General features: G+C 40.8%; 22 protein-coding genes. 4 read left to right on the top strand and 18 right to left on the bottom strand.

Annotated features, from left to right (window positions below; all coding sequences use genetic code 11):
* Positions 1-148: 148 nt before the first annotated feature.
* On the bottom strand, positions 149-2,041 hold the full coding sequence (locus UKS_RS02800; protein WP_156011737.1) for a M13 family metallopeptidase: 1,893 nt from the start codon (positions 2,039-2,041) through the stop codon (positions 149-151).
* A 179-nt stretch (positions 2,042-2,220) separates the two neighbouring features.
* On the opposite strand from UKS_RS02800, the gene UKS_RS02795 reads away from it, so the two are divergent.
* The 4 genes from UKS_RS02795 (at position 2,221) to tpx (ending at position 5,361) form a co-directional block, all read left to right on the top strand.
* A complete protein-coding gene (locus UKS_RS02795) occupies positions 2,221-2,943 on the top strand; it encodes a metal ABC transporter ATP-binding protein (protein ID WP_156011736.1) in 723 nt (240 codons plus the stop codon).
* Complete coding sequence (locus tag UKS_RS02790; RefSeq protein ID WP_156011735.1) at positions 2,940-3,788, top strand: metal ABC transporter permease; 849 nt, start codon at positions 2,940-2,942, stop codon at positions 3,786-3,788. Before UKS_RS02795 ends, UKS_RS02790 begins: the two co-directional genes overlap by 4 nt.
* Before the next feature lie 31 nt (positions 3,789-3,819).
* The gene (psaA, locus tag UKS_RS02785) at positions 3,820-4,749 is read left to right on the top strand and encodes a metal ABC transporter substrate-binding lipoprotein/adhesin PsaA (protein ID WP_156011734.1); all 930 of its coding nucleotides are present in this window, start codon (positions 3,820-3,822) and stop codon (positions 4,747-4,749) included.
* A 120-nt stretch (positions 4,750-4,869) separates the two neighbouring features.
* The gene (gene tpx, locus UKS_RS02780) at positions 4,870-5,361 is read left to right on the top strand and encodes a thiol peroxidase (protein ID WP_156011733.1); all 492 of its coding nucleotides are present in this window, start codon (positions 4,870-4,872) and stop codon (positions 5,359-5,361) included.
* A gap of 236 nt (positions 5,362-5,597) precedes the next feature.
* Here the strand turns inward: tpx and UKS_RS02775 are convergent, their stop codons facing one another.
* The 17 genes from UKS_RS02775 to recR form a co-directional block, all read right to left on the bottom strand.
* The gene (locus UKS_RS02775; protein ID WP_156011732.1) at positions 5,598-8,306 is read right to left on the bottom strand and encodes an FtsX-like permease family protein; all 2,709 of its coding nucleotides are present in this window, start codon (positions 8,304-8,306) and stop codon (positions 5,598-5,600) included.
* Position 8,307: 1 nt separating this feature from the next.
* Positions 8,308-9,009, bottom strand: coding sequence for an ABC transporter ATP-binding protein (locus tag UKS_RS02770; RefSeq protein WP_156011731.1), 702 nt, complete (start codon positions 9,007-9,009; stop codon positions 8,308-8,310).
* A 120-nt stretch (positions 9,010-9,129) separates the two neighbouring features.
* Positions 9,130-9,822, bottom strand: coding sequence for a phosphoglycerate mutase (locus tag UKS_RS02765; protein WP_156011730.1), 693 nt, complete (start codon positions 9,820-9,822; stop codon positions 9,130-9,132).
* A 133-nt stretch (positions 9,823-9,955) separates the two neighbouring features.
* The gene (locus UKS_RS02760; RefSeq protein WP_232049748.1) at positions 9,956-10,270 is read right to left on the bottom strand and encodes a hypothetical protein; all 315 of its coding nucleotides are present in this window, start codon (positions 10,268-10,270) and stop codon (positions 9,956-9,958) included.
* 123 nt (positions 10,271-10,393) lie between these two features.
* On the bottom strand, positions 10,394-13,186 hold the full coding sequence (gene ileS / locus UKS_RS02755; protein ID WP_156011729.1) for an isoleucine--tRNA ligase: 2,793 nt from the start codon (positions 13,184-13,186) through the stop codon (positions 10,394-10,396).
* 252 nt (positions 13,187-13,438) lie between these two features.
* The gene (locus UKS_RS02745; protein ID WP_117306041.1) at positions 13,439-14,314 is read right to left on the bottom strand and encodes a DivIVA domain-containing protein; all 876 of its coding nucleotides are present in this window, start codon (positions 14,312-14,314) and stop codon (positions 13,439-13,441) included.
* Between the two features lie 16 nt (positions 14,315-14,330).
* Positions 14,331-14,585 (bottom strand): DivIVA domain-containing protein, encoded by a 255-nt coding sequence (locus tag UKS_RS02740; protein WP_049494637.1) that lies wholly within the window; start codon positions 14,583-14,585, stop codon positions 14,331-14,333.
* An 8-nt stretch (positions 14,586-14,593) separates the two neighbouring features.
* Positions 14,594-15,379 carry a YlmH family RNA-binding protein gene (locus UKS_RS02735; protein WP_049494639.1) on the bottom strand — a complete coding sequence of 262 codons (786 nt, stop codon included), beginning with the start codon at positions 15,377-15,379 and terminating at the stop codon, positions 14,594-14,596.
* Positions 15,376-15,639, bottom strand: a complete 264-nt coding sequence (locus UKS_RS02730; protein WP_049494641.1) for a YggT family protein — start codon at positions 15,637-15,639, stop codon at positions 15,376-15,378. Before UKS_RS02730 ends, UKS_RS02735 begins: the two co-directional genes overlap by 4 nt.
* Entirely contained in the window at positions 15,639-16,172 is a 534-nt protein-coding gene (locus tag UKS_RS02725; RefSeq protein ID WP_156011728.1) for a cell division protein SepF, read from the bottom strand. The genes UKS_RS02730 and UKS_RS02725 overlap by 1 nt, the downstream gene beginning before the upstream one ends.
* Positions 16,173-16,181: 9 nt before the next feature.
* Positions 16,182-16,853, bottom strand: coding sequence for a YggS family pyridoxal phosphate-dependent enzyme (locus UKS_RS02720; protein WP_049494644.1), 672 nt, complete (start codon positions 16,851-16,853; stop codon positions 16,182-16,184).
* 4 nt (positions 16,854-16,857) lie between these two features.
* Positions 16,858-18,114, bottom strand: a complete 1,257-nt coding sequence (gene ftsZ / locus UKS_RS02715) for a cell division protein FtsZ (protein ID WP_049494646.1) — start codon at positions 18,112-18,114, stop codon at positions 16,858-16,860.
* Between the two features lie 17 nt (positions 18,115-18,131).
* Entirely contained in the window at positions 18,132-19,511 is a 1,380-nt protein-coding gene (ftsA, locus tag UKS_RS02710) for a cell division protein FtsA (RefSeq protein WP_156011727.1), read from the bottom strand.
* Between the two features lie 320 nt (positions 19,512-19,831).
* Positions 19,832-20,536: a YwaF family protein gene (locus UKS_RS02705; RefSeq protein ID WP_156011726.1), complete on the bottom strand. Its 705-nt coding sequence runs from the start codon at positions 20,534-20,536 to the stop codon at positions 19,832-19,834.
* 94 nt (positions 20,537-20,630) lie between these two features.
* On the bottom strand, positions 20,631-22,004 hold the full coding sequence (locus UKS_RS02700; protein ID WP_156011725.1) for a UDP-N-acetylmuramoyl-tripeptide--D-alanyl-D-alanine ligase: 1,374 nt from the start codon (positions 22,002-22,004) through the stop codon (positions 20,631-20,633).
* Between the two features lie 83 nt (positions 22,005-22,087).
* Positions 22,088-23,131 carry a D-alanine--D-alanine ligase gene (locus UKS_RS02695; protein WP_156011724.1) on the bottom strand — a complete coding sequence of 348 codons (1,044 nt, stop codon included), beginning with the start codon at positions 23,129-23,131 and terminating at the stop codon, positions 22,088-22,090.
* A gap of 174 nt (positions 23,132-23,305) precedes the next feature.
* The gene (recR, locus tag UKS_RS02690) at positions 23,306-23,902 is read right to left on the bottom strand and encodes a recombination mediator RecR (protein WP_000966754.1); all 597 of its coding nucleotides are present in this window, start codon (positions 23,900-23,902) and stop codon (positions 23,306-23,308) included.
* Positions 23,903-23,904 lie beyond the last annotated feature (2 nt).

The following is a 23,904-nucleotide window of genomic DNA, read 5'->3' as shown; positions in this document are numbered from 1 at the left end:
GAAAAATGACAATGGAGTATATTAAGAATCGATTGTTCACTTATAAGATTCTAAACTATACAAATATTGATAGTTGTTAACAATGAGCATAAAATCTAATCTAAAGAAAACAACTATAGAAAATATTATAATTAAAGCATTAATTATATTACCAAATAATCACACGGTCTTCTGGTGAGCGCCACATTCCGTCACCTTCTTTGACATCATAGGTTGTAAAGAAGTCATCAAAGTTCGGCACTTGGATGTTAACACGGAGTTTAGCTGGCGCGTGCACATCAACGCTAGCCATGAGTTTCATCAACTCTGGGCGACCTTTCATGCGCCAGATACGAGCAAAGTTATGGAAGAACTCTTCAGCTGAGAAGTCTGGTTCTCTCTTAGCTGCTTCAAGCGCTGCAGCGATTCCTCCAAGGTCGGCAACGTTTTCTGACACGGTTAGTTTCCCATTGATTTTTGCACCGTAAGATTCTTGACCATCAAACTGGTCGATAACCTTCTGTGTTTTCTCTTTAAAGGCAGCATAGTCGTTCTCTGTCCACCAGTCCTGGAGGCTACCATTTTCATCAAAGGACGCTCCATTAGTATCAAAAGCGTGAGAAATTTCATGGGCAATAACCGCACCAATACCACCATAGTTGGCAGAAGATGACTGGTGCAAGTCATAGAATGGTGCCTGTAAGATAGCGGCTGGGAAGACAATCAAGTTCTTTTGTGGATTGTAGTATGCATTCACCATATGAGCTGGCATTCCCCACTCCTTGTAGTCAACCGGCTGATTCCACTTGCTCCAACTGTGCTTGATTTCCACACGCGCAAAGGCTAGGGCATTCTCAAAGAGGCTAGCAGATTCATCCACTACCTTATCCTTATAGCGGGCTGGCAGTTCTTCTGGATAACCGATATAAGGCTTGATGACATTGAGTTTGACGATGGCTTTTTCTCGCGTTTCAGGAGTCAGCCAGTCATTTTTAGCCAAACGCTCCTTATAAACATCAATCATGGTTGCCACTTTTTTCTCTACATCCGCCTTAGCTTCTGGAGAGAATTTTTCATGGGCATACCAAAGGCCAAGAGCTTGTTTAAAAGGTCCTTGTGCTAGCTGATAGGCTGCCTTGACCTTGTCTTTGGCTTCTGGAACTCCTGAAAGAGCTCGTCCGTAGGCACCTGACAAGATACGAATCTCATCTGTTAAATAGCTAGTTGAAAGATTTACCACACTCAAGATCAAGCTTGCCTTGAGCAAAGGCCAAGCTTCTTGACTATAGAATTGCTCTGCTGCTTGCCAGAAACGTTCTTCATCTACAATGACCTTATCAGGTACTTGACCAAGAACAGCTTGGAAAAAGTCATCTAGAGGTAGAGCAGGGGCAAACTTTTTAAAATCTTCGTAAGCGTATGGATGGTAAAGTTTGGCATATTCTGAACTCTCTTCGTTTGAAAGTACGACAGCTGCGATACGGCGGTCCAATTCCAATCGTTTCTCTAAAAGATCTTTGATTTCTTCATCTGAGAAGTTATAGGCTTTGAGGAGATTAGAAGTACTTTCTTTCCAAAGGTTCAATAATTCCTCACGCTGTGGATGGTCTTCCGCATAGTAGGTTGTGTCAGGCAAGATAGTTCCTGGAGCACTAGCCCAAAGAACATTGGTTCTAGCATCCATAAAGTCTGGTGATACTCCAAATGGAAGGAAGCTAGGTTTTCCTGCAAGTTCAAACTCTGCTAGTCTAGCTGTAAAATCCGCAAAAGTCTCCAATTCTTGGAATTCTTTAAGGAGTGGTAAGACAGGTGTAATACCATCAGCTTCTCGCTTATCGAAGTCTCTTACCATAGCGTGGTATTTGACAAAATTTGCCAAGATAGCATCATCAGGCACCTCTTCTCCAGCCAACCACTTGTCAGTCGTCGTTAGCATCAAGTCTTCAATTTCTTCGTCAAGGTCGATAAAACCACCTGTTCTCGATTTATCAGCTGGAATGACGGCAGTCTTTTCCCATTCACCATTTATAGCATCATAAAAATCATCTTGATAACGTGTCATCTTGTTCTCGCTTTCCTATTTTCACTTATTCCTAGCTTAGCAAAATTCCCTTGGGATTGCAATTAAAAATACCGTCTTCTCCTGATTGTTTTCTAGTTAATATTTTAAATATTTACGAAAATTAACTTGACTTAATTTTTATTTTAAGGTATATTAAAAGATAGGAGGAATATAACTGTATGATACATATCGAAAACCTCAGTGTCTCCTACAAAGAAACGTTGGCACTAAAGGATATTTCACTAGTGCTCCAAGGACCCACTATTACCGGAATTATTGGCCCAAACGGCGCTGGAAAATCAACCTTATTAAAAGGTATGCTGGGAATTATCCCACATCAAGGTCAGGCATTTCTCGATGACAAGGAAGTTAAAAAATCCTTACATCGAATCGCCTATGTCGAACAAAAAATCAATATCGACTACAACTTTCCCATCAAGGTCAAGGAATGCGTCTCGTTAGGACTATTTCCCTCTATTCCTCTCTTTCGAAGTTTAAATGCTAAACATTGGAAGAAAGTGCAAGAAGCCCTTGAAATCGTCGGCCTAGCTGACTATGCTGAACGGCAAATCAGTCAACTGTCTGGAGGTCAATTCCAGCGGGTCTTGATTGCCAGATGTTTGGTGCAGGAAGCCGACTATATCCTCTTGGATGAACCCTTTGTTGGGATTGACTCAGTCAGTGAGGAAATCATCATGAATACGCTGAGAGATCTGAAAAAAGCTGGGAAGACGGTTCTCATCGTCCACCACGACCTCAGCAAGGTTCCCCACTACTTCGATCAAGTCCTGCTTGTCAATCGAGAAGTGATTGCTTTTGGTCCGACCAAAGAAACCTTTACCGAAGCCAATCTCAAAGAAGCTTACGGTAATCGACTCTTTTTCAATGGAGGTGACCTATGATTGCAGAATTCATCGATGGATTGCAGAACTTCCATTTCTTGCAAAATGCCTTGATAACAGCTATTGTCATCGGGGTCGTAGCTGGTGCTGTGGGATGTTTCATCATCCTACGCGGGATGTCACTCATGGGAGATGCCATTTCACATGCTGTCTTACCAGGTGTAGCCCTCTCCTTTATCTTGGGCATTGACTTCTTTATTGGAGCCATCGTCTTTGGACTACTAGCTGCCATCATCATTACCTACATCAAGGGGAACTCGATTATCAAAAGCGATACCGCCATCGGCATTACCTTTTCATCTTTCTTAGCCCTCGGTATCATCTTGATTAGTGTCGCTAAAAGTTCAACTGACCTTTTCCATATTCTTTTTGGTAATATCCTAGCTGTCCAAGATACGGATATGTTTATTACCATGGGTGTTGGGGCAGTCATTCTCTTGTTAATCTGGATTTTCTTCAAGCAACTCTTGATCACTTCCTTTGATGAACTCTTGGCTAAAGCCATGGGAATGCCTGTCAATTTCTATCACTACCTTCTCATGGTACTCCTGACTCTCGTGTCTGTGACAGCCATGCAAAGTGTTGGAACTATCCTGATTGTAGCCATGCTGATTACCCCAGCTGCAACTGCTTATCTGTATGCTAATAGCCTGAAAAGTATGATTTTTCTTTCCTCAACCTTTGGAGCTATAGCTTCAGTTTTGGGACTCTTTATCGGTTATAGCTTTAACGTTGCGGCAGGTTCTAGTATCGTGCTTACAGCCGCTAGTTTCTTTCTCATTAGTTTCTTTATCGCTCCAAAACAACGATATTTGAAACTGAAAAATAAACATTTGTTAAAATAAGGGGCAATGCCCCAATAAATTGGAGGATCTAATGAAAAAATTAGGTACATTATTCGTTCTCTTTCTTTCCGTTATTGTTCTTGTAGCATGTGCTAGCGGAAAAAAAGATGCAGCTTCTGGTCAAAAACTAAAAGTTGTTGCTACAAACTCAATCATCGCCGATATTACTAAAAATATTGCTGGTGACAAGACTGATCTTCACAGTATCGTTCCGATTGGTCAAGACCCACACGAATACGAACCACTCCCTGAAGATGTTAAGAAAACTTCTGAGGCTGACCTCATTTTCTACAACGGTATCAACCTTGAAACAGGTGGCAATGCCTGGTTTACAAAATTGGTAGAAAATGCCAAGAAAACTGAAAATAAAGACTACTTTGCAGTTAGTGAAGGCGTTGAAGTTATCTATCTTGAAGGAAAAAATGAAAAAGGAAAAGAAGATCCACACGCTTGGCTTAACCTTGAAAATGGGATTATCTTTGCTAAAAATATTGCCAAACAATTAAGCGCCAAAGACCCTAACAACAAAGAATTTTATGAAAAAAATCTCAAAGAATATACTGATAAGTTAGACAAACTTGATAAAGAAAGTAAGGATAAATTTAATAACATCCCTGCTGAAAAGAAACTCATTGTAACCAGCGAAGGAGCATTCAAATACTTCTCTAAAGCCTATGGTGTCCCAAGTGCCTACATCTGGGAAATCAATACTGAAGAAGAAGGAACTCCTGACCAAATCAAGACCTTGGTTGAAAAACTTCGCCAAACAAAAGTTCCATCACTCTTTGTAGAATCAAGTGTCGATGACCGTCCAATGAAGACTGTTTCACAAGACACAAATATCCCAATCTACGCTCAAATCTTTACTGACTCTATCGCAGAACAAGGTAAAGAAGGCGATAGCTACTACAACATGATGAAATACAACCTTGACAAGATTGCTGAAGGATTATCTAAATAAATTTCTAAAAACGTCATTCTCACGTGAGCTGGCGTTTTTCTATGTCCATATTTCCAGTCAAATCATTGGAAAATTCCGACTGATTCAGCTAAAATGGAAGAAAAAAGATTGGAGTATTTTATGGTAACTTTTCTCGGAAATCCTGTTAGCTTTTCAGGTAAACAACTACAAGTCGGCGACAAGGCACTTGACTTTTCACTCACTACAACAGACCTTTCTAAAAAATCTCTGGCTGATTTTGATGGGAAGAAAAAAGTCTTAAGTGTCGTGCCTTCTATCGATACAGGCATCTGCTCAACTCAAACGCGTCGTTTTAATGAAGAACTGGCTGGACTGGATAATACAGTTGTCTTGACTGTTTCCTTGGATCTCCCTTTTGCCCAAAAACGTTGGTGCGGTGCTGAAGGTATTGAAAATGCCATCATGCTCTCAGACTATTTCGACCATTCCTTTGGACGTGATTATGCTCTCTTAATCAATGAGTGGCACTTTTTGGCACGCGCAGTCTTTGTCCTCGATACTGACAATACGATTCGCTACGTTGAATACGTGGACAATATCAACTCAGAACCAAACTTTGAAGCCGCAATTGCAGCTGCTAAAGCCCTATAGAAAAAATCCTCTGTCACAAAGAGTTCCCTACTCTTTGAAACGGAGGATTTTTGTTTACGAGTAAATATAAGATCAATCAGCTAAAAAGAACTGCCTGACTCTTTGAAAATCTCTTCAAACCACGTCAGCGTCGCCTTGTCGTAGATATATGTAACTGACTTCGTCAGTTCTATCTGCAACCTCAAAACGGTGTTTTGAGCAACCAGCGGCTATTGCTCTTTGATTTTCATTGTGTATTACTCTATAGATTTCAAGGCTTCAAGCATATCAACCTTTCTCAGATGATGATTGACAAAGAAACCAAGCAAGGTCAAAATGATGCTTACTGCTACCACTGGGATTACGTAGACTTCCCAGCCTACCTGCGGATAAAAGAGAATAGTCGCAGGCGAAATCATTTGAATCAAAAATTGGTGTAAATAGAAACCAGATACCAGACCAAATACGATTCCCACAAAGGACAGCACAATCGTCTCACGGTAAATGTAGAGGGTGACTTCATTATTATGAAAACCGAGAACCTTGATAGTGGAGAGTTCACGGATTCTCTCAGCCACGTTTATATTGGTCAGATTGTAGAGGATAACAATAGCCAATAGAACCGATACGATGACCAAGATGGTCATGGTCTGATTGAGTGAACTTGCGACCGAGTCAAAGAGTCGAATGGCTGAAGCATTTTGGACAACGCTGGACACCGCAGATTGATTCATAAGTAAGCCGGCCTGTCTTTCGATACTAGAAGCACTGGTATCCCTTAGCGAGACCAGATAAGTGTTGGCTTGGGGTAGCTGTCCGTAAAGTTGCTCATAGCTAGCCTGACTCATATAAATAAAGTGACCAACGTAGTTCTCAGTAATAACGGCGACCGTTAGCTCCTTACCTCCAATTTCTAGAGTCTGCCCAGCCTTGACACCTGCCAACTGGGCAAGTTTAGCTGTGATAACGATGCCATCTTTTAATGTCAGCTCCTGCTGATGATCTTGCAGATGGATAAAGGGTGTCAAATCTTCCTTCTCTGTCATCATAAGGGTGATGGTCTGAAGACCAGCCTTACCTTTGAAGTCCTTGTCTAACGTTTTAGAATAGATTTTCTGGTAGGCTTGGATATCTTGACCTTGTAATACTTCTTCTAGATCTGCCTTGTCTTGATTGGTCGCACTAGGATTTTCAGAGACTATCATCTGATACTGTTGGATTTGTTGAAACTGTCTAGACGGAACTCCTGCTACAGAGGATTGGATTCCCAAACCTGCAAAGAGCAGGGCTACAGAACCTGCCACACCAAAGATCGTCATCAACATCCTTTGCTTATAACGAAAGATATTGCGGGCTGTTACCTTATGAGTAAAACTGAGACGACGCCAGATAAAACTGATGCGCTCCAGTAAGATTTTAGCTCCTTTGACAGGTGGTTTAGGTAGTAAAAGCTGGGCTGCTTCATTATGAAGTTCCCTTCGAGCCACCAAATAGGCTGGCAACACACTCGCCACCCAACTCAAGCCAAGAGCCAGCAAACTATAGGTCCAATAGAACTGAATCTGGGTTTCTCCCACTACCATACCCTTTGTAATGACACTTGATATCACACCGGCTAGCAAATAATGACCAAGTATACTACCTAGAGCTGTTCCGACAGTTCCAGCCACTAGACCGTAGAGGAGAAATTTGGCGATAATATCCTTACTGCGATAGCCCAAGGCCTTAAAAATCCCTGCATGAGTTCGCTCTTCATCCACAAAACGAGTCATAGTTGTAAAGGTCACCATAGCTGCTACGGCATAAAGCACTACAGGAAAGATATTGCCCACTGCCCGGATACTGGCTGAAGCATTACTATACATGAGATATCCCTGGCCACCTGGCATGGTCTGACGATTATAGACTTGATACTTTGGTTCGGCCAAAGTGTCCAAGACTTGCTGATGTTTTTCTAATTTTTCCTTTTCTTGGGCTAGATTTTGTTCAGCCTGCTTTAGTTTGCCCTCTTCCTTACTCAATTCCTGCTTGGCTTGAGTAAGTTGAGCACTGGCCTGCTCTCTCTGGACTTGAGAAAGCAAGGCTAGTTGACTTTCTTGAACCTGTAAACGAGCTCGAGCAGTTGCTAAACGACGCTTGCCTTCCTGCAGATTAGTTTCAGCCTTGTCAAGGGTCTCTTGACCTTTGTCTAGAGATTCTTGTCCTTCTTTTTTCAAGAGTTGCAGACGTGCCTTGCCATTATCTGATAAAGATTGTTCAAGGTCTTCCTGATGCTGTTTGGATTTCTCTTCATAAGATAATGAGAAAGCATTTAAGCCTGCTAAATCTTGATATTTCAAACGTGCTATATTGTAGACTTTCTGATCAAACTGACTCGGTAAAATCACACCGTAGGCTGTCAGAGTCCCACTTCCACTTGCTGCGTAGCCCATATCTCGCTGGGAGAGGATTTCAGCTGAATCCACAAAACCAGTAATGGTATAAGTATGGTCTTTTAAAGAAGAATGACCCTCTTCTTTTTCTTTAAAACTAACCTCCTGTCCCACGCTGTATTGACCCTGCAAATGAATGGTCAAAGCGATTTCTTGATCTGACTGAGGAAGTCGTCCCTCTCTTAGTTGAAAGGTTGAAATTCGCTCTGGTTTGGAATACAGGCGAATGGCATCCTGACCATTATCCATAGTCACATCTGTCAAATAGCCAAACTCAACTTCTGTGCCCTCTATCTGCTCTAGTTCTTCTTGATCTGCTTGATCCAAACCATAGTTAGACATGACTGCCAAATCCAAGGTTTGAGCAGTTGTTAAATAAGCATTGGCAGTCGCCTCCATATTGGGACTGGTTACTTTGAGGCCTACAAGGACTAGAGACCCTAACATCATCAAGGTTAAGATGGATAAAAAACGCCCCTTGGAGCCTGTGAAAGACTGAATTAAGTCCTTCCAATAGGTTTTTCGCTTCATCATACTAGTACTCCAAGGTATCAATATCCTGAGGATGTTGGTTGATCACCACATCCTTGACACTGGCATCGTGCATATGAATCACGCGATCAGCAATGGGCGCCAAAGCTCCATTGTGAGTGACGATAATCACCGTCGCTCCCTTTTGACGAGACATATCTTGGAGGATTTTCAAGACTTGCTTCCCCGTCTGATAATCCAAGGCGCCTGTCGGTTCATCACAAAGGAGAATTTTAGGATTTTTGGCTACCGCGCGTGCAATGGAGACTCGCTGTTGCTCCCCTCCAGAAAGCTGGGCTGGAAAGTTATTGCGACGATGAGCCAGACCTACATCTGTCAAGACTTGCTCAGGATCCAAGGCATCTGTCACGATTTCTGAAGCTAATTCCACATTTTCCTTAGCGGTTAGATTGGAAACTAGATTATAAAACTGAAAAACAAAGCCGACATTATTGCGGCGGTAATTGGTGCGCTGGTGGGAACTGTAATCTGCAATATTGGCACCATCAATCCAGATTTCCCCCTCATCATTGGTATCCATTCCCCCAAGAAGGTTAAGAACCGTTGACTTGCCTGCACCAGATGCACCTAAAATAATCACCAATTCACCCTTTTCAATCTCAAAATTCACATCACGATTGGCCACAATCTCCGTGTCCCCAACCTGATAACGTTTGTAACAGTGTTTCATCTCAATATAAGCCATCAGACCCACCCTCTCTCAAATAAATTACTTCCTACTACCATTATAACGCTTTTTTAACTAGTTGGGAACCAGCAGCAAATACAAAAAATCCTAGGAATTCCTAGGATTTCTGTCTATAAATTATTTTCCAAGGTAGTATTCAGAAACTACGTTCAATTTTTCGTCGAATTCGAATACCAATGGTGGGAAGTTAGGGATTTCCACGTCCATGATTTCGTCATCAGACAAACCTTTGATGTGTTTTACAAGGGCACGGATTGAGTTACCGTGAGCTCCTACGAATACGTTTTTACCATCTTTAAGAGCTGGAGCGATTTTATCTTCCCAGAATGGAAGAGCACGTTCCAAAGTTACTTTCAAGTTTTCAGCATCTGGAATAACTGAATCGTCAAGTGAAGCGTAACGACGGTCAGTGTGAGCTGAATGCTCATCATTGCGATCCATTGCTGGAGGCAATACATCGTATGAACGACGCCAGATGTGAACTTGCTCATCACCAAATTGTTCAGCTGCTTCAGCTTTGTTTTTACCAGTCAAACCACCGTAGTGACGTTCGTTCAAGCGCCATGATTTTTCAACTGGAACCCACAATTGGTCAGAAGCTTCAAGAGCCAAGTTAGTTGTTTTGATCGCGCGTTTCAATACTGAAGTGTAAGCTTGGTCAAATTCGATACCAGCTTCTTTGATCAATTTACCAGCGTCAATCGCTTGTTGTGTACCTTTTTCAGACAAATCAACATCAGCCCAACCAGTGAAAAGGTTAGCTTTGTTCCATTCAGACTCACCGTGGCGAGCAAAAACCAATTTTACCATTAGATGGATTCTCCTTTAAATTTTCCGAGGTTTCCCCTCGTTTATCTATTCTATTTTACACAATTTTTCACAAAAAAGCTAGTCAAAATCGATTAAAAGGAGAAGAGCTCTTCGACTCTTCTCCTAGAATAACTTATCCTTCAATTTTGAATTGTTTCAAGCTTGACAAGTACAAAGCTCCTCCGATGACAAGTACGATTCCACCAATCCAGCCTAAAAATGGAATCAATCCTACCACAGAACATACGATTAATAAAACAGAAGGAGCCGAACCAACACGACTTTCTCCCTTATAGTATACAATTGGAACAATTCCTAAAACTAAAATAGCAATTTTTAAAACAGTTGGAAGTAAAACTCCTGCAACTGTTGTAGATGCAGTTAATTCAGGACTCTGGGTATTTGAGCAACCTGCAGCTGGTTTTCTAGTTTGCTCATTGATTTTCATTGAGTATTACATAATAAAAACGCATCATATCAGGCGTTCAAAAACTTGATACAATACGTTTTATAGACTATAAGATTAGTTGTCTTTTCTTCTCAAATTGAGTCTTCCCTAGACTTTTCAACCTTATTTCGCTTCAAATCCTTCTGCGATTGCGTCCGCAAAGTTTTCTTCAACGATACTTGCACAGTGGTCACAGATGGTTGCGTGGTAGCTACGTTCTGCTGTACTTGGATCGATACGACGGCAACGGTCACATACTTCACCTGCAGCGCGTTCTACTGTGAAGGCTACATCTTCGAAGCTAACAGCAGTTTCTGGAGCTGGTCCCTCTGCGATGGTCAATTCTGAGACGATCAAGAGTTGAGCTACATTGCTGTTTACTGCATCGAGTAGAGTTTTCACAACTTCATTTGGATAAACTGTCAAGTGTGCTTCAAGCGATTTACCGATTACTTTTGCATTACGAGCTTCTTCCAAGGCTTTTTGAGCTTGTCCACGGAAGTCCATGAAGGCTACCCATGTGTCCAAGATTTCTTCTTGATTAGCAAAAGTTTCAGCTTCTGGCAATTCTGACAATTGGACAAAGTCTTCAGCTTCAAATTCAAGGTATGACCAAATCTCTTCCGATGTGTGAGGAAGAATCGGTGTCAAGAGTTTGGTGATTTTTACAAGGATATCGTAGAAGACAGTTTGCATTTGACGGCGTTCAAGAGATTTTGCACCTTCAATGTAAACAACATCTTTGGCAAAATCAAGGTAGAAGGCTGACAGATCAACGTTGATAAAGTTTACCAGAGCCTTATAAATCGTCAAGAATTCAAAGTCCGCATAAGCGTCACGAATGGTCTTAACAAGTTGGTTAAAGCGAATGGTCATGTACTTGTCAACTGAACGTAATTCTTCGTAAGCCACTGCATCCTCAGCTGGGTTAAAGTCAGATGTGTTAGCAATCAAGAAACGAAGAGTGTTACGGATCTTACGGTAAGTCTCAGAAACTTGGCTCAAGATGTCCATAGAGATACGTACATCGTTGCTTGAGTCAACACTTGTTACCCAGAGACGCAAGATTTCCGCACCAAATTGTTTTTCAACATCACTTGGAGCAATGGTATTTCCAAGAGATTTAGACATCTTCTCACCTTTACCGTCAAGGGCAAAACCTTGTGACAAGATTTGTTTGTATGGTGCTACACCATGATTAGCAACAGATGTGATGAGTGACGAGTTGAACCAACCACGGTATTGGTCAGAACCTTCAAGATAAAGATCAGCTGGATAAGTCAGATTTGGACGATTTACCAAAACACCATTCCATGATGAACCTGAGTCAAACCAAACATCCATAATATCTGTTTCTTTCTTGAACTCGCCATTTGGTGAACCTGGATGGGTAAATCCTTCTGGCAAGAGGTCTTTAGCATCACGTTCCCACCAGATGATAGAACCATGCTCTTCAAAGAGTTGAGCTACATGCTCAATCGTTTCAGCTGTCATGATTGGTGTACCGTCTTCAGCATAGAAGATCGGAAGTGGAACACCCCAAGCACGTTGACGAGAGATAACCCAGTCACCACGGTCACGGATCATATTGTAAAGACGCACTTTACCCCATTCTGAATGGAATTTCACTTTTTCAATTTCATCCAGGATTTCTTGACGGAATTTTGATACAGAAGCAAACCACTGTGGCACAGCACGCCAGATGATTGGTTTTTTTGTACGCCAGTCAAATGGGTATGAGTGAGAGATTTCTTCTTGAGCGAGAAGGAGGTTACCAAGTTTCTCGATAACAGTTGGAAGCACCTTGTCATAGAATTGACCTTCGAACTCAGCGCCAGCATTAGCCATCATGATTCCGCGTTCGTTAACTGTCACAGCAACTTCAAGACCATTAGCCACACCAACATTATAGTCGTCCTCACCAAAACCAGGGGCTGTATGGACAATACCAGTACCAGAGTCAGTCGTAACGTGGTCACCCAGGATAACGAGTTCATCTACTGCAGTATCCCATGGGTGTTCTGTCACGATATTGTTGAGTTCTTGACCACGGTAAGTTGCCAAGACCTGAACATCAGCCCAACCAAATTTCTCAGACAAGCTAGTCAATAATTCTGCAGCAAGTACAAACTTACGGGTTTCACCAGCAGGTTGAACCAAAACGTAATCAATATCTGCTCCAACAGTCAAACCACGAGAAGCTGTAATGGTAAACGGAGTTGTTGTCCAAACAACGATGTAAGTATCAGTGTCTAACACACCTTTGCCATCCTTGACCTTATTGGCATAGTAAAGTGATGTTGAAACCAAGTCATGGTATTCAATCTCTGCTTCAGCAAGGGCAGACTCAGATGACCATGACCAGTAAACTGGCTTGGCACCACGGTAGATGTAACCCTTATTAGCCATCTCGCCGAAGACACGGATTTGAGCTGCTTCATAATCAGGGGTCAAAGTTACATATGGATTTTCCCAGTCACCAGAAACACCCAAACGTTTAAAGTCTTCACGTTGTTTATCTACTTGAGAAAGAGCGTAGTCACGGCAAAGTTTTAAGTATTCAACCAAGTCCATTTCTTTGCGCTTAACACCTTGTTTTGCCAAAACTTGCTCGATTGGTAGTCCGTGTGTATCCCACCCTGGAATGTATGGTGCGTAGAATCCTGACATAGACTTAGAACGAACAATGATATCTTTTGAAATCTTGTTCATAGCATGACCAACGTGGATATTTCCGTTAGCGTATGGAGGGCCATCATGAAGAGTGAAATGAGGTTTTCCTTCATTCAACTCTTGACGACGTTGGTACAATTTTGCTTCTTCCCATTCTTTTTGCCAGACTGGCTCTTTGGTTGGAAGGCCTGCACGCATTGGGAAAGCTGTTTTCCCAAGGTTAAGGGTATCTTTGAGTTTCATGGTATCTCCTTTATAAATAATGACAAATTAAAAACCACGACTTCCAAAAAGGACGAAAATCGTGGTACCACCTTTGTTCGGAAAAAGATTTAATCTTTCTCCCTCTTATCCCGTAACGTGGGGAACGTCAAATCCTACTAACTTCAGACTTGAGTTTTTGAGAGGATAATCTTATCAATAGGGAATGCAGGACTCACACCATCTCCTACTCGCTGGAAATATAAGGATAAAATATTGTTCTCAGATTATTTCTTATAAAATTGTAACAGATTCTTGCGGTGCCGCAAAACCTGGTTCAGAGTTTACAGCTTCAGTAGCTGGTGTTGGTCCTGAGTAATGGCTTGGAGCTACTTCTGGCTCTTCATACATTGGACCAACTGGATGAGCTGGACTTTCTTCAACAACCGGAGCTGGTGAAACCACTTGTTCCTGCTCAGCTCTTGCTTCGACTTCTGCAAGTTCCTTATTAGCCGCTTCGATACGCGCTTGCAACTCAGCCATTTCCTCGGGGGAAAACTGGCGAGTAATATCAATTGGTTCTTCCTCTTGATGTTGTTGCAAGACAGAGTCACCTAAGACTTCACTGACCACTTCTTTGAAAGCCTCATCACTTGTCTGAAGATAAGTCGCTGTTGGGCGAAGAATATCTTCCCAATCTGAAGATTCAACAATTGCTAACTGGCTCTCAATTGTAGATTTAAGACGTTGGTGGAAAACACGGCTCTTGTTCTTCAATTCTTCAGTTTCGACAGCAACCTTCTTAGCGTTGTCAGTTGCTTGACGAAGAATTTCATTTGCCTTGTACTTAGCTTCTTCCAGCAAACGTTGGGCATCTTGCTCTGCTTGGTGGATGATATTGTTTGAACGTTCTGTTGCAGCTTGTTTTACTCGCTCAGCCGTATCTTGAGCAATCAATACAGATTGACTCAATGAATCTTTCATCTCATCAAAGTAAGACAAACGTTCTTCCAAACTCTTAATATGTAAATCCTTGTCATGATTAGAGCGAACTAAATCTTCATAATCACGAACTACAATATCTAAAAATTCATCTACTTCTTCTTGATCAAACCCTCTGAAGCGTGTGCTAAAGGTTTTATCTTTAATTTCTAATGATGTAATTGGCATATTTTTCCTCACTTACTTAATAAAAAATAGAATCATTCATTGCTTCTGGTTCTTGCTCGTTTGTTACTGTTCTCTTAGGAATATCAGTCGTATAATAGGAAAGACGTTCTTCTAATTTTTTGATATAGCGTTCTGTCTCATCCTTGCAACGGACTAACTCCTCGTAGTCAATATAAATCTTATCTAAAAATTCGTCAACTTCTTCCTTATCGTAGCCTCGGAATTTTGTTGAAAAAACTTTATCAACAATATCTTGTGGTGTAATTGGCATATTTTTCCTTACTTACTTAATAACAATTGGACCGTTAATTTCTTTTTATCTTTTTTTGTTTGCCCATTATCTCTAACGAGTTTCAATCGACCAAATTTCCTTACACTAATCAAATCACCAACTTGAACTGGAAAATCTGCTTTTTCAACTAAATAGTAATTCACTTGGACTGCCTGTTTTTCAATTAACTGATTTGCCTGATTTCTAGACAGCTTGAAGACACCTGCTAGAAAAACATCTAATCTAGAACTAGCAATATGAATATCTAATTCTTGATAATCTTCTACTGTAGCAATTCTCTCAGTAAAATTCCGTTCTTCTAGACGAACCGGTAAACGAGCAATTTTCGTAATACCATCTTGAAAAAGGAGCATAAACTGTCGATTAATGATAATCTGCGCCCTCTCTTCATTGACTAAGATATCACCAAATAGCTTCCTATCGATTCCCAGCTGATTTAAAACTGTTCCTAATATTTTTGCATGTGTTAAGCGCTCAAACTTACTAGGATAGACAATTTCTTGCAAGGATAGTTCAAAATCAGAAAATTCTGGCTCAAAATAGTCAGGATACAGGAGAACCCGAACATATTCAGTTTCAAGAAACTGCCGACTGCTCATGTAGGAGATGCCGTTGGTTGATGCTAGAACCTTTAAAATCTTTTCTTGATGGGGATTTACAAAGGGTGTTAAAAAAGGAGAATAAGAATCTTCTACCTTATTTATCCATTCTACTCCCTTATCAATAAATGACGAATCATTCTTAGAAAAGTGTTGATAAATCATCTTGTTCATAGAAAAATCACTAAAAATCGAATCAACTGTTCCCCTAGGAAGTGAACTAGTAATACCGCAATCCAGACAGACAAGTCAAGACCTGCAATCTGGAGAGGTAAACGTTGCAGGGGAGCTATTATCGGTTTTACTAAGCTAATAATCAATCGACCAAGACGTGATTCATAAGCATTGGGAAACCAAGACATCAAAGCAAAAATGATTAAAATCAGTGAATAGATATCCACTGCATTTTGAATAAAACGAATGAGAAAGAGCATTATCTTATTCTCGTACGTTTCATGTCAAATCCAAATTCACCATTTTGTGATTCATCTGGAATTTTGATATCTTCAATATTCACGACGACATCAACTGGTGTCAGCAGGAACATAGTAGATGCTACCTTTTTCATGTTACCTGCTAAAACGTAGCGAGCCCCATCCAGATAATCCAAACAACGACGTGCTTGAACTTCTGTCATATATTGAAAATCAATCAAAATACTTTCATTACCAACTAATAAATCAACAATTTCTGTAGCATCTTCGTATTTACGAGGATAACGAACATCAATCGTCACCTTATCAGTAGAACGTTGAGTTTGCATAGCTAACTCTTGTTGACGGGCATGTAGACGAGTGATATTTTTATCTTTAGATGGCGTACTACCAGCTTGTTGAGGTAACTCTTGAACATACGGGCCTGAAGTCACAATTGGCTCTTCAGCTTTAGGCTGATAAGTAGTACCAACATCTTCTCCGTCTTCTGTAAAATAATCTATAAATTTATCAAATCTATCTTTTAAAGACATATTTCTTTCCTATTTAAAAAATGCTGTACCAATTCTGACAAAGGTCGAGCCAAATTCAATCGCTTCCTTGTAGTCACGACTCATACCCATACTCAAGTCCATCATTGGCATATTGGGAATTTGTTTTTCTCTAATTTCTAGTTGCAAATTCTGTGTTGCTTTAAAAATCTCTTTCAACTCATCACTACTAGCTTCATAAGGAGCCATGGTCATCAAGCCGACATACTCAATTTTATCTAAGGCAGCCAATTCTGGCAAGAGCTCCAATAGTTCTTCCCTTGAAAAACCATGTTTGCTCTCTTCCCTTGAGATATTTACTTGTAAGAAACACTTAACAACTCGGTCACTTCTTTTTTGAATTTCCTCTGCTAGCTTTAATGAATCCAAAGCGTGGAAATAATCAACATACTGAATGACGTCTTTAACTTTGCGTCTTTGCAAGGTTCCGATCAAATGCCAGGTAATATTTCTGTCTTTTAAAGCTTCATATTTCTCAAGAAATTTATCCACACGATTTTCACCAATATGATGCACACCTAGCGGAAGCAAGGCCTCCGCTGTCGGTACGTCTACATATTTTGTAACAGCAAGAACCGAAACAGAATTTTCTTCTCTTCCTGCCTGCTGACTTGCTTCTTTTATTTGTTGAAAAACACGTTCTGTATTTTCTTTCAAATTCATTTACTTAACGATTTTTGAAAAATGGAGGAGTGTCTAATTCATCCTCATCGTGTAAAGATGGCGTTTCGAAACGTTCAACTGGTGATACCACTGAATCAGTTGGCCGAACAATTGTCTCACGACGCAAGTCCCAATCACCAAATGCCGAAGATTGAGAAGTTTCTGTACGACGAGGTGCTGGACTTGGAATTTCTACAGTTTCAGCCATATCAAAGTGACGATTATGATTGTGTGCATGACTAGGACTTGCTTGTTCATGACGAACAGCTTGTCTTGGTGCATGACCAACAACTTTTTCAACACTATCTTGACGAACACCAGTTGCAACAACTGTAACACGGATTTCATCTTTCATGTTTTCATCGATTGATGTTCCGAGCCAGATGTTCACTCCTTGACCAGCTGCTTGGTTAACAATTTCTGAAGCTTCTTCTGCTTCAATCAAAGTCAAATCAAGACCACCAGTAACGTTGACAATAACATCCTCAGCGCCATCAATAGTTGTTTCAAGAAGTGGTGAGTAGATTGCCTTACGCGCTGCTTCTACCACACGTTCTTCACCACTACCAATACCGATACCCATTAGGGCGTTCCCTTTATTTGCCATAACTGTTTTCACATCGGCAAAGTCAAGGTTAATCAAACCAGGATTTGTAATCAAGTCCGTAATCCCTTGAACACCTTGGCGAAGTACGTTATCTGCCTCACTAAGAGCTTCAAGAAGTGGCGTTTTCTTATCAACAATTTCAAGCAAGTTGTTGTTTGAAATAATCAATAAAGTATCTACATGTTCGCGAAGTTGATTGATTCCTTCCACAGCGTATTGACCGCGTTTGCTTCCTTCAAAACCGAAAGGACGTGTCACAACACCAACTGTAAGAGCACCTAAATCTTTAGCAATACGGGCAATAACAGGAGCAGCACCAGTACCTGAGCCACCTCCCATACCTGCAGTAATGAAGACCATATCTGCTCCAGTTATAGCTTGAGTCAAGGCTTCTTCGCTTTCTTCAGCAGCCTTTTGACCAATTTCAGGTCGACCGCCAGCACCCAAACCACGAGTCAATTTAGGGCCTAACTGAATTACAGTCTCAGCTTTTGTACTACTCAAAGCTTGTACATCTGTGTTTGCTGCGATAAATTCTACGCCTGCAACACCTTCGTCAACCATGCGGTTAATGGCGTTACCGCCACCTCCACCAACACCGATTACTTTAATAACTGCACCTTGAGCAGCTGCTGTATCAAATGAAAATGTCATAGTTTATTTTTCCTCTTTTATTCATCAAACATACTTCCAATTAAACCACGGAAGCGATCTGCGATTTTTGGTTTATTTTGAGAAGATACTTTATCTTCTTTCGGAGCAACTACGTTCGTAGAAGCTGATTGCTCTACCTCAGTATTTTGAACTGGTTGAATAGGGGTAGGTTGTGCTACCTGCGTAACGCGTTGAATCATCCCACCAAAATTAATTGGTTGATGACGCAAAGTATCCTCACCTCTAACTGCTCGTTGTGCTAACAAATGCACTTCCGTCAATTGTCCTGCAAATTCAGACAAACTAATCACATGAGCAAAGGCAGGGTTACGGATTCCAACTTGATTTGGAACGTAAAGTTTGACACCAACGCCAAATACTTCCTGCGCAAGTTCTACAACACCTGGTAAAATAGCATTTCCACCAATCAGAACAATCCCACCTGGAAGATCCAACAAATGTCTTCTTTCCAACTCTTGTTTGATTTGTTCAAAAATGTGTTTAATGCGAGCTGAAATAATCTCTGCTAGGTAACTTTCTGTAACTTCTACAGGCTCTACTTCACCAATCACTTCAACTTGGAAAGTTTCATTGCTTGCAAGTGAAGGGTAGGCTTCACCATAGTTCAATTTCAATCCTTCAGCTAGTTTTTGTGAAGTCTTCAAGACTTTAGAGATATCTTTTGTGACATAATCTCCACCTTCTTGAAGAATATTTGTAAACTGGAGTTCTTGGTTACGGATTGTAGCAACAGTTGTTTGACCTGCTCCCATATCAATCACAGTAGCACCAAATTCACGCTCTCCTTCATTCAAGACTGAACGAACCAAAGCTAATGGTGAAATAATAATATTTTCAACTTGAACTCCTGAGCGTTCAACTGTCTTGCGTAAATTGTGAAGAATAGTACGTGGACCTGTGTAAAGTAAACCACGCATTTCAAGTCGAACCCCCATCATACCACGTGGGTCACGAATCCCTTGGAAACCATCTACGATAAATTCTTCTGGAATAAAAGTAATGACTTCACGATCTGGTGTTATACTCTTTGTCAAGGCTGATTTGACAACATTTTCGACATCTTGATCTGTAATTTCTTTTGTATCAGATGTAACTGGAATCATTCCTTGAGTTGGTTCTACTTGCAAAAGATTTCCAGGCAAACCAACATTCACTGATTTGATTGAAATGCCAGCTTTCTCTTCTGCTTGGGAAATAGCTGACTTGATAGCAGTTGCTGCTGCTTCAATATCAACGATAATCCCATCCTTTACACCTTTACTCTTGGCATTACTTACACCAATTACATTAAGTTCACCATTTCTAAGCTCGGCAACCAATACTTTAATCGAATTAGTTCCGATATCTAAGCCTGTAAAAAAACCATCTCTAGTCATTACATCGCATCCTCTCTCTTCCAAGTTTCAAACTTCTATTCAATATAGCTAAAATAGGGTATAGCTATTCACAGAATATTATAACACAAAAAATCCAATCGTGCTTAGTTTTTCCTAAATTTACTTACCATTTTTTTCACATTCGCTCAACATCTTTTTTGTGGTAGATTGAAATAAGAACTGTACAAATCAATTAGAAAAGTCAAATTAATTTCTAGAAATATTTCAACAGCCACATAGTACTATTTTAGATTCAGTAGACTAGATTTTTCCAAAAAATTTATAAAAAATCAGATTTATGAAAAAAAGAAAGCTCATTTCTATGCTTTCTTTGCAATCATTTTTTCTTCTTCTTGTTCTAAAAATAGTTCCAAGATTTTCTTTGTCAACGTCATCGCTACTGACAAGACCAGGGAAACAATTAAATAATTAGCTACTAAGCCATGGTCTCCAACCAATGGTGGTTTTGTCAAGAATCCATAATCTCCACCTGTTACTAAATTAACCACAAAAATTAAGGCGTCTAGGGCAAAAGTTATGAGAAAAATTCCCTTCACATCCAGCAATCGTGCATCATACTGTCTCAAGAGATAAACCAATGAGTTCCCCAAGAGAGCTAAGTGGCCAAAGATAAAGGATAAAATCGTAATATGTGGGAAAGGATAGGCATCTGACACTGGGTAAACAAAGGCCGCTAATGTCCCGAATGTTCCCAACAATGCAAAATACTGCCTATATTTAGACTGACCAGGCAGCAAGAGCACCACAAACATAGCCATACGACAATGGTAAAATGGTAAACTTTCTGACAGAGGCATACGAGTAATCCAATACCAACCATAAAGAAAGATCAACTGAACCGCCTGTAAGATTTGGAAAAATCGTTGATAAGCCTTCTTTTCACGATAACGATAGGCTGTATAAAAGATCAAAGCCAAGAGTGTAAATATACTGACATACCAAAAAAGGTCAAATTTGGGTGGCTCGGTTGCCTGAGTCGTAAAGAAAATATCCCATAAATTCATCTAGTCTTCCTCATGATTCAAAATGTTCCTGCTTATTATTGTACCATGCTACTTAAGAAAAATGGATTTAGAAATACGTAAATGTTTAACAAAATCACTTGTTTTCATTTTCTAAACTTTCTACCAACTTGGCTAGATTCATAGAGTTAGAGCCTTTGAGCAGGATTTGGTCATTAGCTCCAAGGCTTTCTTTAACCTGCTTAACTAAGTCTTCAAATTGGTCTTGGTCTTCTGTTTTCTTGAAGTAGTAAACGTGGCCGATTGGGAACATTTGACTGGCTAATTGAGCCAAGTCAGCGATATCTTCACCGTAGAAAATAACGGTATCCAGCACATCTGGAGAAAGACTCAAAATCATCTGGTTATGGAGTTGAATAGACTGGTCACCAAGTTCCTTCATGTCTGCTAGAACTGCAATTTTCTTGCCACCTTCATTGGCTGGTATGGCAGAGAAAGTCTCTAAAATCAGCTTCACAGCAGTTGGATTGGCATTGTAAACATCTGATAGGATATCTGCTCCATTGCCTGCTTTCTTCCACTCGGTACGGTTACGCGTCAATTCAAGATTTTGGAAGGCCTGACGAATTTGCTCCTCTGAAACTCCTTCTTGTAGGGCAACATAGGATGCAATCATGGCATTAGTAGCATTGTACTTACCAGTCACTGGCAAATCGAGGACTTGTTCCAAGAAATTAGTCTTAAAGGTCAGACTATCCTTACGCTCAACCAAGTCGGTAATTTCCAGCTCTGCTCCTTGACCAAAACGAACCACCTTTTTATCAGTAGGCAAGTAGGCTTCTACTATCTGGTCAGCTGGCACCAAAAGCAAGGAACCTGAAGCCATCCCGTCTGCAATTTGCATTTTTCCTTTGGCAATTTCCGAACGATCTTTGAAAAAAGCCAAATGAGCCTCTCCAACCAAGGTCACGATAGCTGTTTTTGGATGAGCCAATTCAGACAAAAGATGTATATCTCCCAGGTGATCCTGCCCCATCTCCAAGACCAACTTTTCAGTATCATCTGGCATATGGAGAACTGTGTAGGGAAGGCCAATCTCGTTATTGTAGTTACCTTGTGTTTTGTAGGTCTTGTAAGTTGTTGATAGTAAGTGCGCCAGCATATCCTTGGTCGTCGTCTTACCATTTGAACCTGTAACAGCAAAGACATCAACAGTCGTTTTTTCAAGATAGTAGGCTGCTAGGGATTGAAAGGCAGTCAATACGTCATCTACCAGAATATAAGGATGATTTGCAACCTCTTTCTCAGACAGGGTTACAACAGCACCATTTTCAAAGGCTGTTTCGATAAAGTCATGACCGTCACGCGCACCCTTGAGAGGCACAAACAAATCACCTGGCCCAATCAAACGACTGTCAAACTCAGCTTTTTCTAAGTGGGTGTCCTCAAAGATGCTGATATCATTTTTAGCTCCTACAACTTGAGCCACTTCATGGATGGTTAATTTCATTTCTACTCCTTTAAAAAGGGTCGAAGCTCGAGAACTCGACTCACCTACAGCGACGGTTCTGACTCCTACCCTCTCTTTCATTTTTATAGCAAATGCGCTTCGCGCTTGTCAAAACTTTTCTTGGCAAGGTCAACCAAACGCTCAATTAGTTCTGGATAGCTAATCCCCATATTATCCCAAAGTAGTGGATACATTGACCACTGGGTGAAACCTGGCATGGTATTAAGCTCGTTTAGGAAAATCTCTCCCTTATCTGTATAGAAGAAATCGCAACGAGATAGACCGAGCCCACCAATGGCACGGAAGGCTGTTTCTGCATTTTGACGCATGACAGCTACCACATCATCACTGATTTTGGCTGGGATATCCATGGTAATCTTATTGTCAATATACTTGGCATCGTAGTCATAAAAGGCTACATCTTTGACAACTTCTCCTGGAAGCGTGCTTTTGACATCGTAGTTGCCCAAGAGACCAACCTCGATTTCACGTGCATTCACCCCTTGTTCTACCAAAACACGGCTGTCATATCGGAAGGCAAGTTCCAAGGCTTGACGGAGTTCCTCTTGGTTTTCAGACTTAGAAATACCGACACTAGAACCCATGTTTGACGGCTTCGTGAAGACTGGATAAGTCAATTTTTCTTCCACTTCAGCGATTTTAGAAGTCATATCATCACCTTCAACGATGGCCACATAAGGAACTTGAGCAATCCCGACAGATTCTAAGACGCGCTTGGTCGTGATTTTATCCATGGCAAGACTTGATGACAAGATATTGCAACCAACATAAGGCATTTTCAAAACTTCTAAGAAGCCTTGGACAGAGCCATCTTCTCCCATAGGTCCATGAAGAACTGGGAACACAACGGCTCCTTCTTCATAGATGGCGCTTGGTGCAACTTTCTTATCCCAATCAATTGTCGCATTAGTCATAAGACGATCCTCTTGACCTGGAGTCTGACTAAATTCTTGCGTTTTAATAAAGTCACCTGACTGGCTGATGAAGAAAGTCTTGACTGTGAAACGGTCGTAGTTGACCGCACGCATGACACTCTCAGCTGATAATACAGATATTTCACGTTCTGCACTCCGTCCACCATATAAAAGAATAATCGTTTGTTTCATATTATTTGTTCCAATTCTAATAGAATACTCGTTCTTTAGTATATCATATTTGCTTCTTTTTTGAAACTTGAACCTGATACTGGTCTTGAATAAATCTAAAAAGAGACCTATAAAACAACTGTCGGTCTCCCTTATTTTTGTATGAATGAATTGAGTGTGTTCATTTGTCTACACTTACAACTCTGTCCGATTTTCAATAGCTCTTAGGAGTGTGACTTCATCCGCATACTCAATGTCCGCTCCGACAGCGAGACCTCGTGCTAGACGCGTAACCTTGATCCCAGCTGGCTTGAGCAAACGAGAAAGATACATGGATGTCGCTTCACCATCTGCTGTAGCATTAGTCGCTACAATTACTTCTGAAACTTCACTATCCATAAGACGAGTCATCAGGCTCTTGAGATTGATATCATCTGGACTGATACCATTCATGGGAGAAATGAGTCCATGTAAAACATGATAGAGTCCATGGTATTCTTGGATATTCTCCATGGCTGCCACATCGCGACTATCCTCTAACACCAAAATTGTCGTCTGGTCACGAGTCGGATCGGTACAGATAGAGCACGGATCGTCATCAGTCAGGCGACCGCAGATGGAACAGTAGGTCAGCTCTCTCTTAGCAGAAAGGAGATTTTTAGCAAATTCATTGACATCGTCATCAGACATCCCAATCGTATAAAAGGCCAGACGTGTAGCCGTCTTAATCCCGATACCCGGTAACTTAGAATAACTGTCAATTAGCTTGGCAATAGGTGTTGGATAAAGCATAT

Origin of the sequence: Streptococcus sp. 116-D4 (genome assembly GCF_009731465.1) — a bacterium.
Lineage (GTDB): Bacteria > Bacillota > Bacilli > Lactobacillales > Streptococcaceae > Streptococcus > Streptococcus pseudopneumoniae_E.
The sequence above is the reverse complement of the archived record's forward strand: the minus strand, read 5'-3'. Positions and strand labels throughout refer to the sequence as shown.

What these genes read in the sequence shown, in the direction of transcription:
- UKS_RS02720 (WP_049494644.1), bottom strand. Translation starts at nt 16,853, where the DNA reads ATGAATTTGAAAGAAAATACAGAACGTGTTTTTCAACAAATAAAAGAA.
- UKS_RS02745 (WP_117306041.1), bottom strand. Translation starts at nt 14,314, where the DNA reads ATGCCAATTACATCATTAGAAATTAAAGATAAAACCTTTAGCACACGC.
- UKS_RS02700 (WP_156011725.1), bottom strand. Translation starts at nt 22,004, where the DNA reads ATGAAATTAACCATCCATGAAGTGGCTCAAGTTGTAGGAGCTAAAAAT.
- UKS_RS02725 (WP_156011728.1), bottom strand. Translation starts at nt 16,172, where the DNA reads ATGTCTTTAAAAGATAGATTTGATAAATTTATAGATTATTTTACAGAA.
- ftsZ (WP_049494646.1), bottom strand. Translation starts at nt 18,114, where the DNA reads ATGACATTTTCATTTGATACAGCAGCTGCTCAAGGTGCAGTTATTAAA.
- UKS_RS02705 (WP_156011726.1), bottom strand. Translation starts at nt 20,536, where the DNA reads ATGAATTTATGGGATATTTTCTTTACGACTCAGGCAACCGAGCCACCC.
- UKS_RS02735 (WP_049494639.1), bottom strand. Translation starts at nt 15,379, where the DNA reads ATGAACAAGATGATTTATCAACACTTTTCTAAGAATGATTCGTCATTT.
- recR (WP_000966754.1), bottom strand. Translation starts at nt 23,902, where the DNA reads ATGCTTTATCCAACACCTATTGCCAAGCTAATTGACAGTTATTCTAAG.
- UKS_RS02730 (WP_049494641.1), bottom strand. Translation starts at nt 15,639, where the DNA reads ATGCTCTTTCTCATTCGTTTTATTCAAAATGCAGTGGATATCTATTCA.
- ileS (WP_156011729.1), bottom strand. Translation starts at nt 13,186, where the DNA reads ATGAAACTCAAAGATACCCTTAACCTTGGGAAAACAGCTTTCCCAATG.
- UKS_RS02765 (WP_156011730.1), bottom strand. Translation starts at nt 9,822, where the DNA reads ATGGTAAAATTGGTTTTTGCTCGCCACGGTGAGTCTGAATGGAACAAA.
- UKS_RS02775 (WP_156011732.1), bottom strand. Translation starts at nt 8,306, where the DNA reads ATGATGAAGCGAAAAACCTATTGGAAGGACTTAATTCAGTCTTTCACA.
- UKS_RS02760 (WP_232049748.1), bottom strand. Translation starts at nt 10,270, where the DNA reads ATGAAAATCAATGAGCAAACTAGAAAACCAGCTGCAGGTTGCTCAAAT.
- UKS_RS02790 (WP_156011735.1), top strand. Translation starts at nt 2,940, where the DNA reads ATGATTGCAGAATTCATCGATGGATTGCAGAACTTCCATTTCTTGCAA.
- UKS_RS02800 (WP_156011737.1), bottom strand. Translation starts at nt 2,041, where the DNA reads ATGACACGTTATCAAGATGATTTTTATGATGCTATAAATGGTGAATGG.
- UKS_RS02695 (WP_156011724.1), bottom strand. Translation starts at nt 23,131, where the DNA reads ATGAAACAAACGATTATTCTTTTATATGGTGGACGGAGTGCAGAACGT.
- UKS_RS02740 (WP_049494637.1), bottom strand. Translation starts at nt 14,585, where the DNA reads ATGCCAATTACACCACAAGATATTGTTGATAAAGTTTTTTCAACAAAA.
- psaA (WP_156011734.1), top strand. Translation starts at nt 3,820, where the DNA reads ATGAAAAAATTAGGTACATTATTCGTTCTCTTTCTTTCCGTTATTGTT.
- ftsA (WP_156011727.1), bottom strand. Translation starts at nt 19,511, where the DNA reads ATGACTAGAGATGGTTTTTTTACAGGCTTAGATATCGGAACTAATTCG.
- UKS_RS02795 (WP_156011736.1), top strand. Translation starts at nt 2,221, where the DNA reads ATGATACATATCGAAAACCTCAGTGTCTCCTACAAAGAAACGTTGGCA.
- tpx (WP_156011733.1), top strand. Translation starts at nt 4,870, where the DNA reads ATGGTAACTTTTCTCGGAAATCCTGTTAGCTTTTCAGGTAAACAACTA.
- UKS_RS02770 (WP_156011731.1), bottom strand. Translation starts at nt 9,009, where the DNA reads ATGGCTTATATTGAGATGAAACACTGTTACAAACGTTATCAGGTTGGG.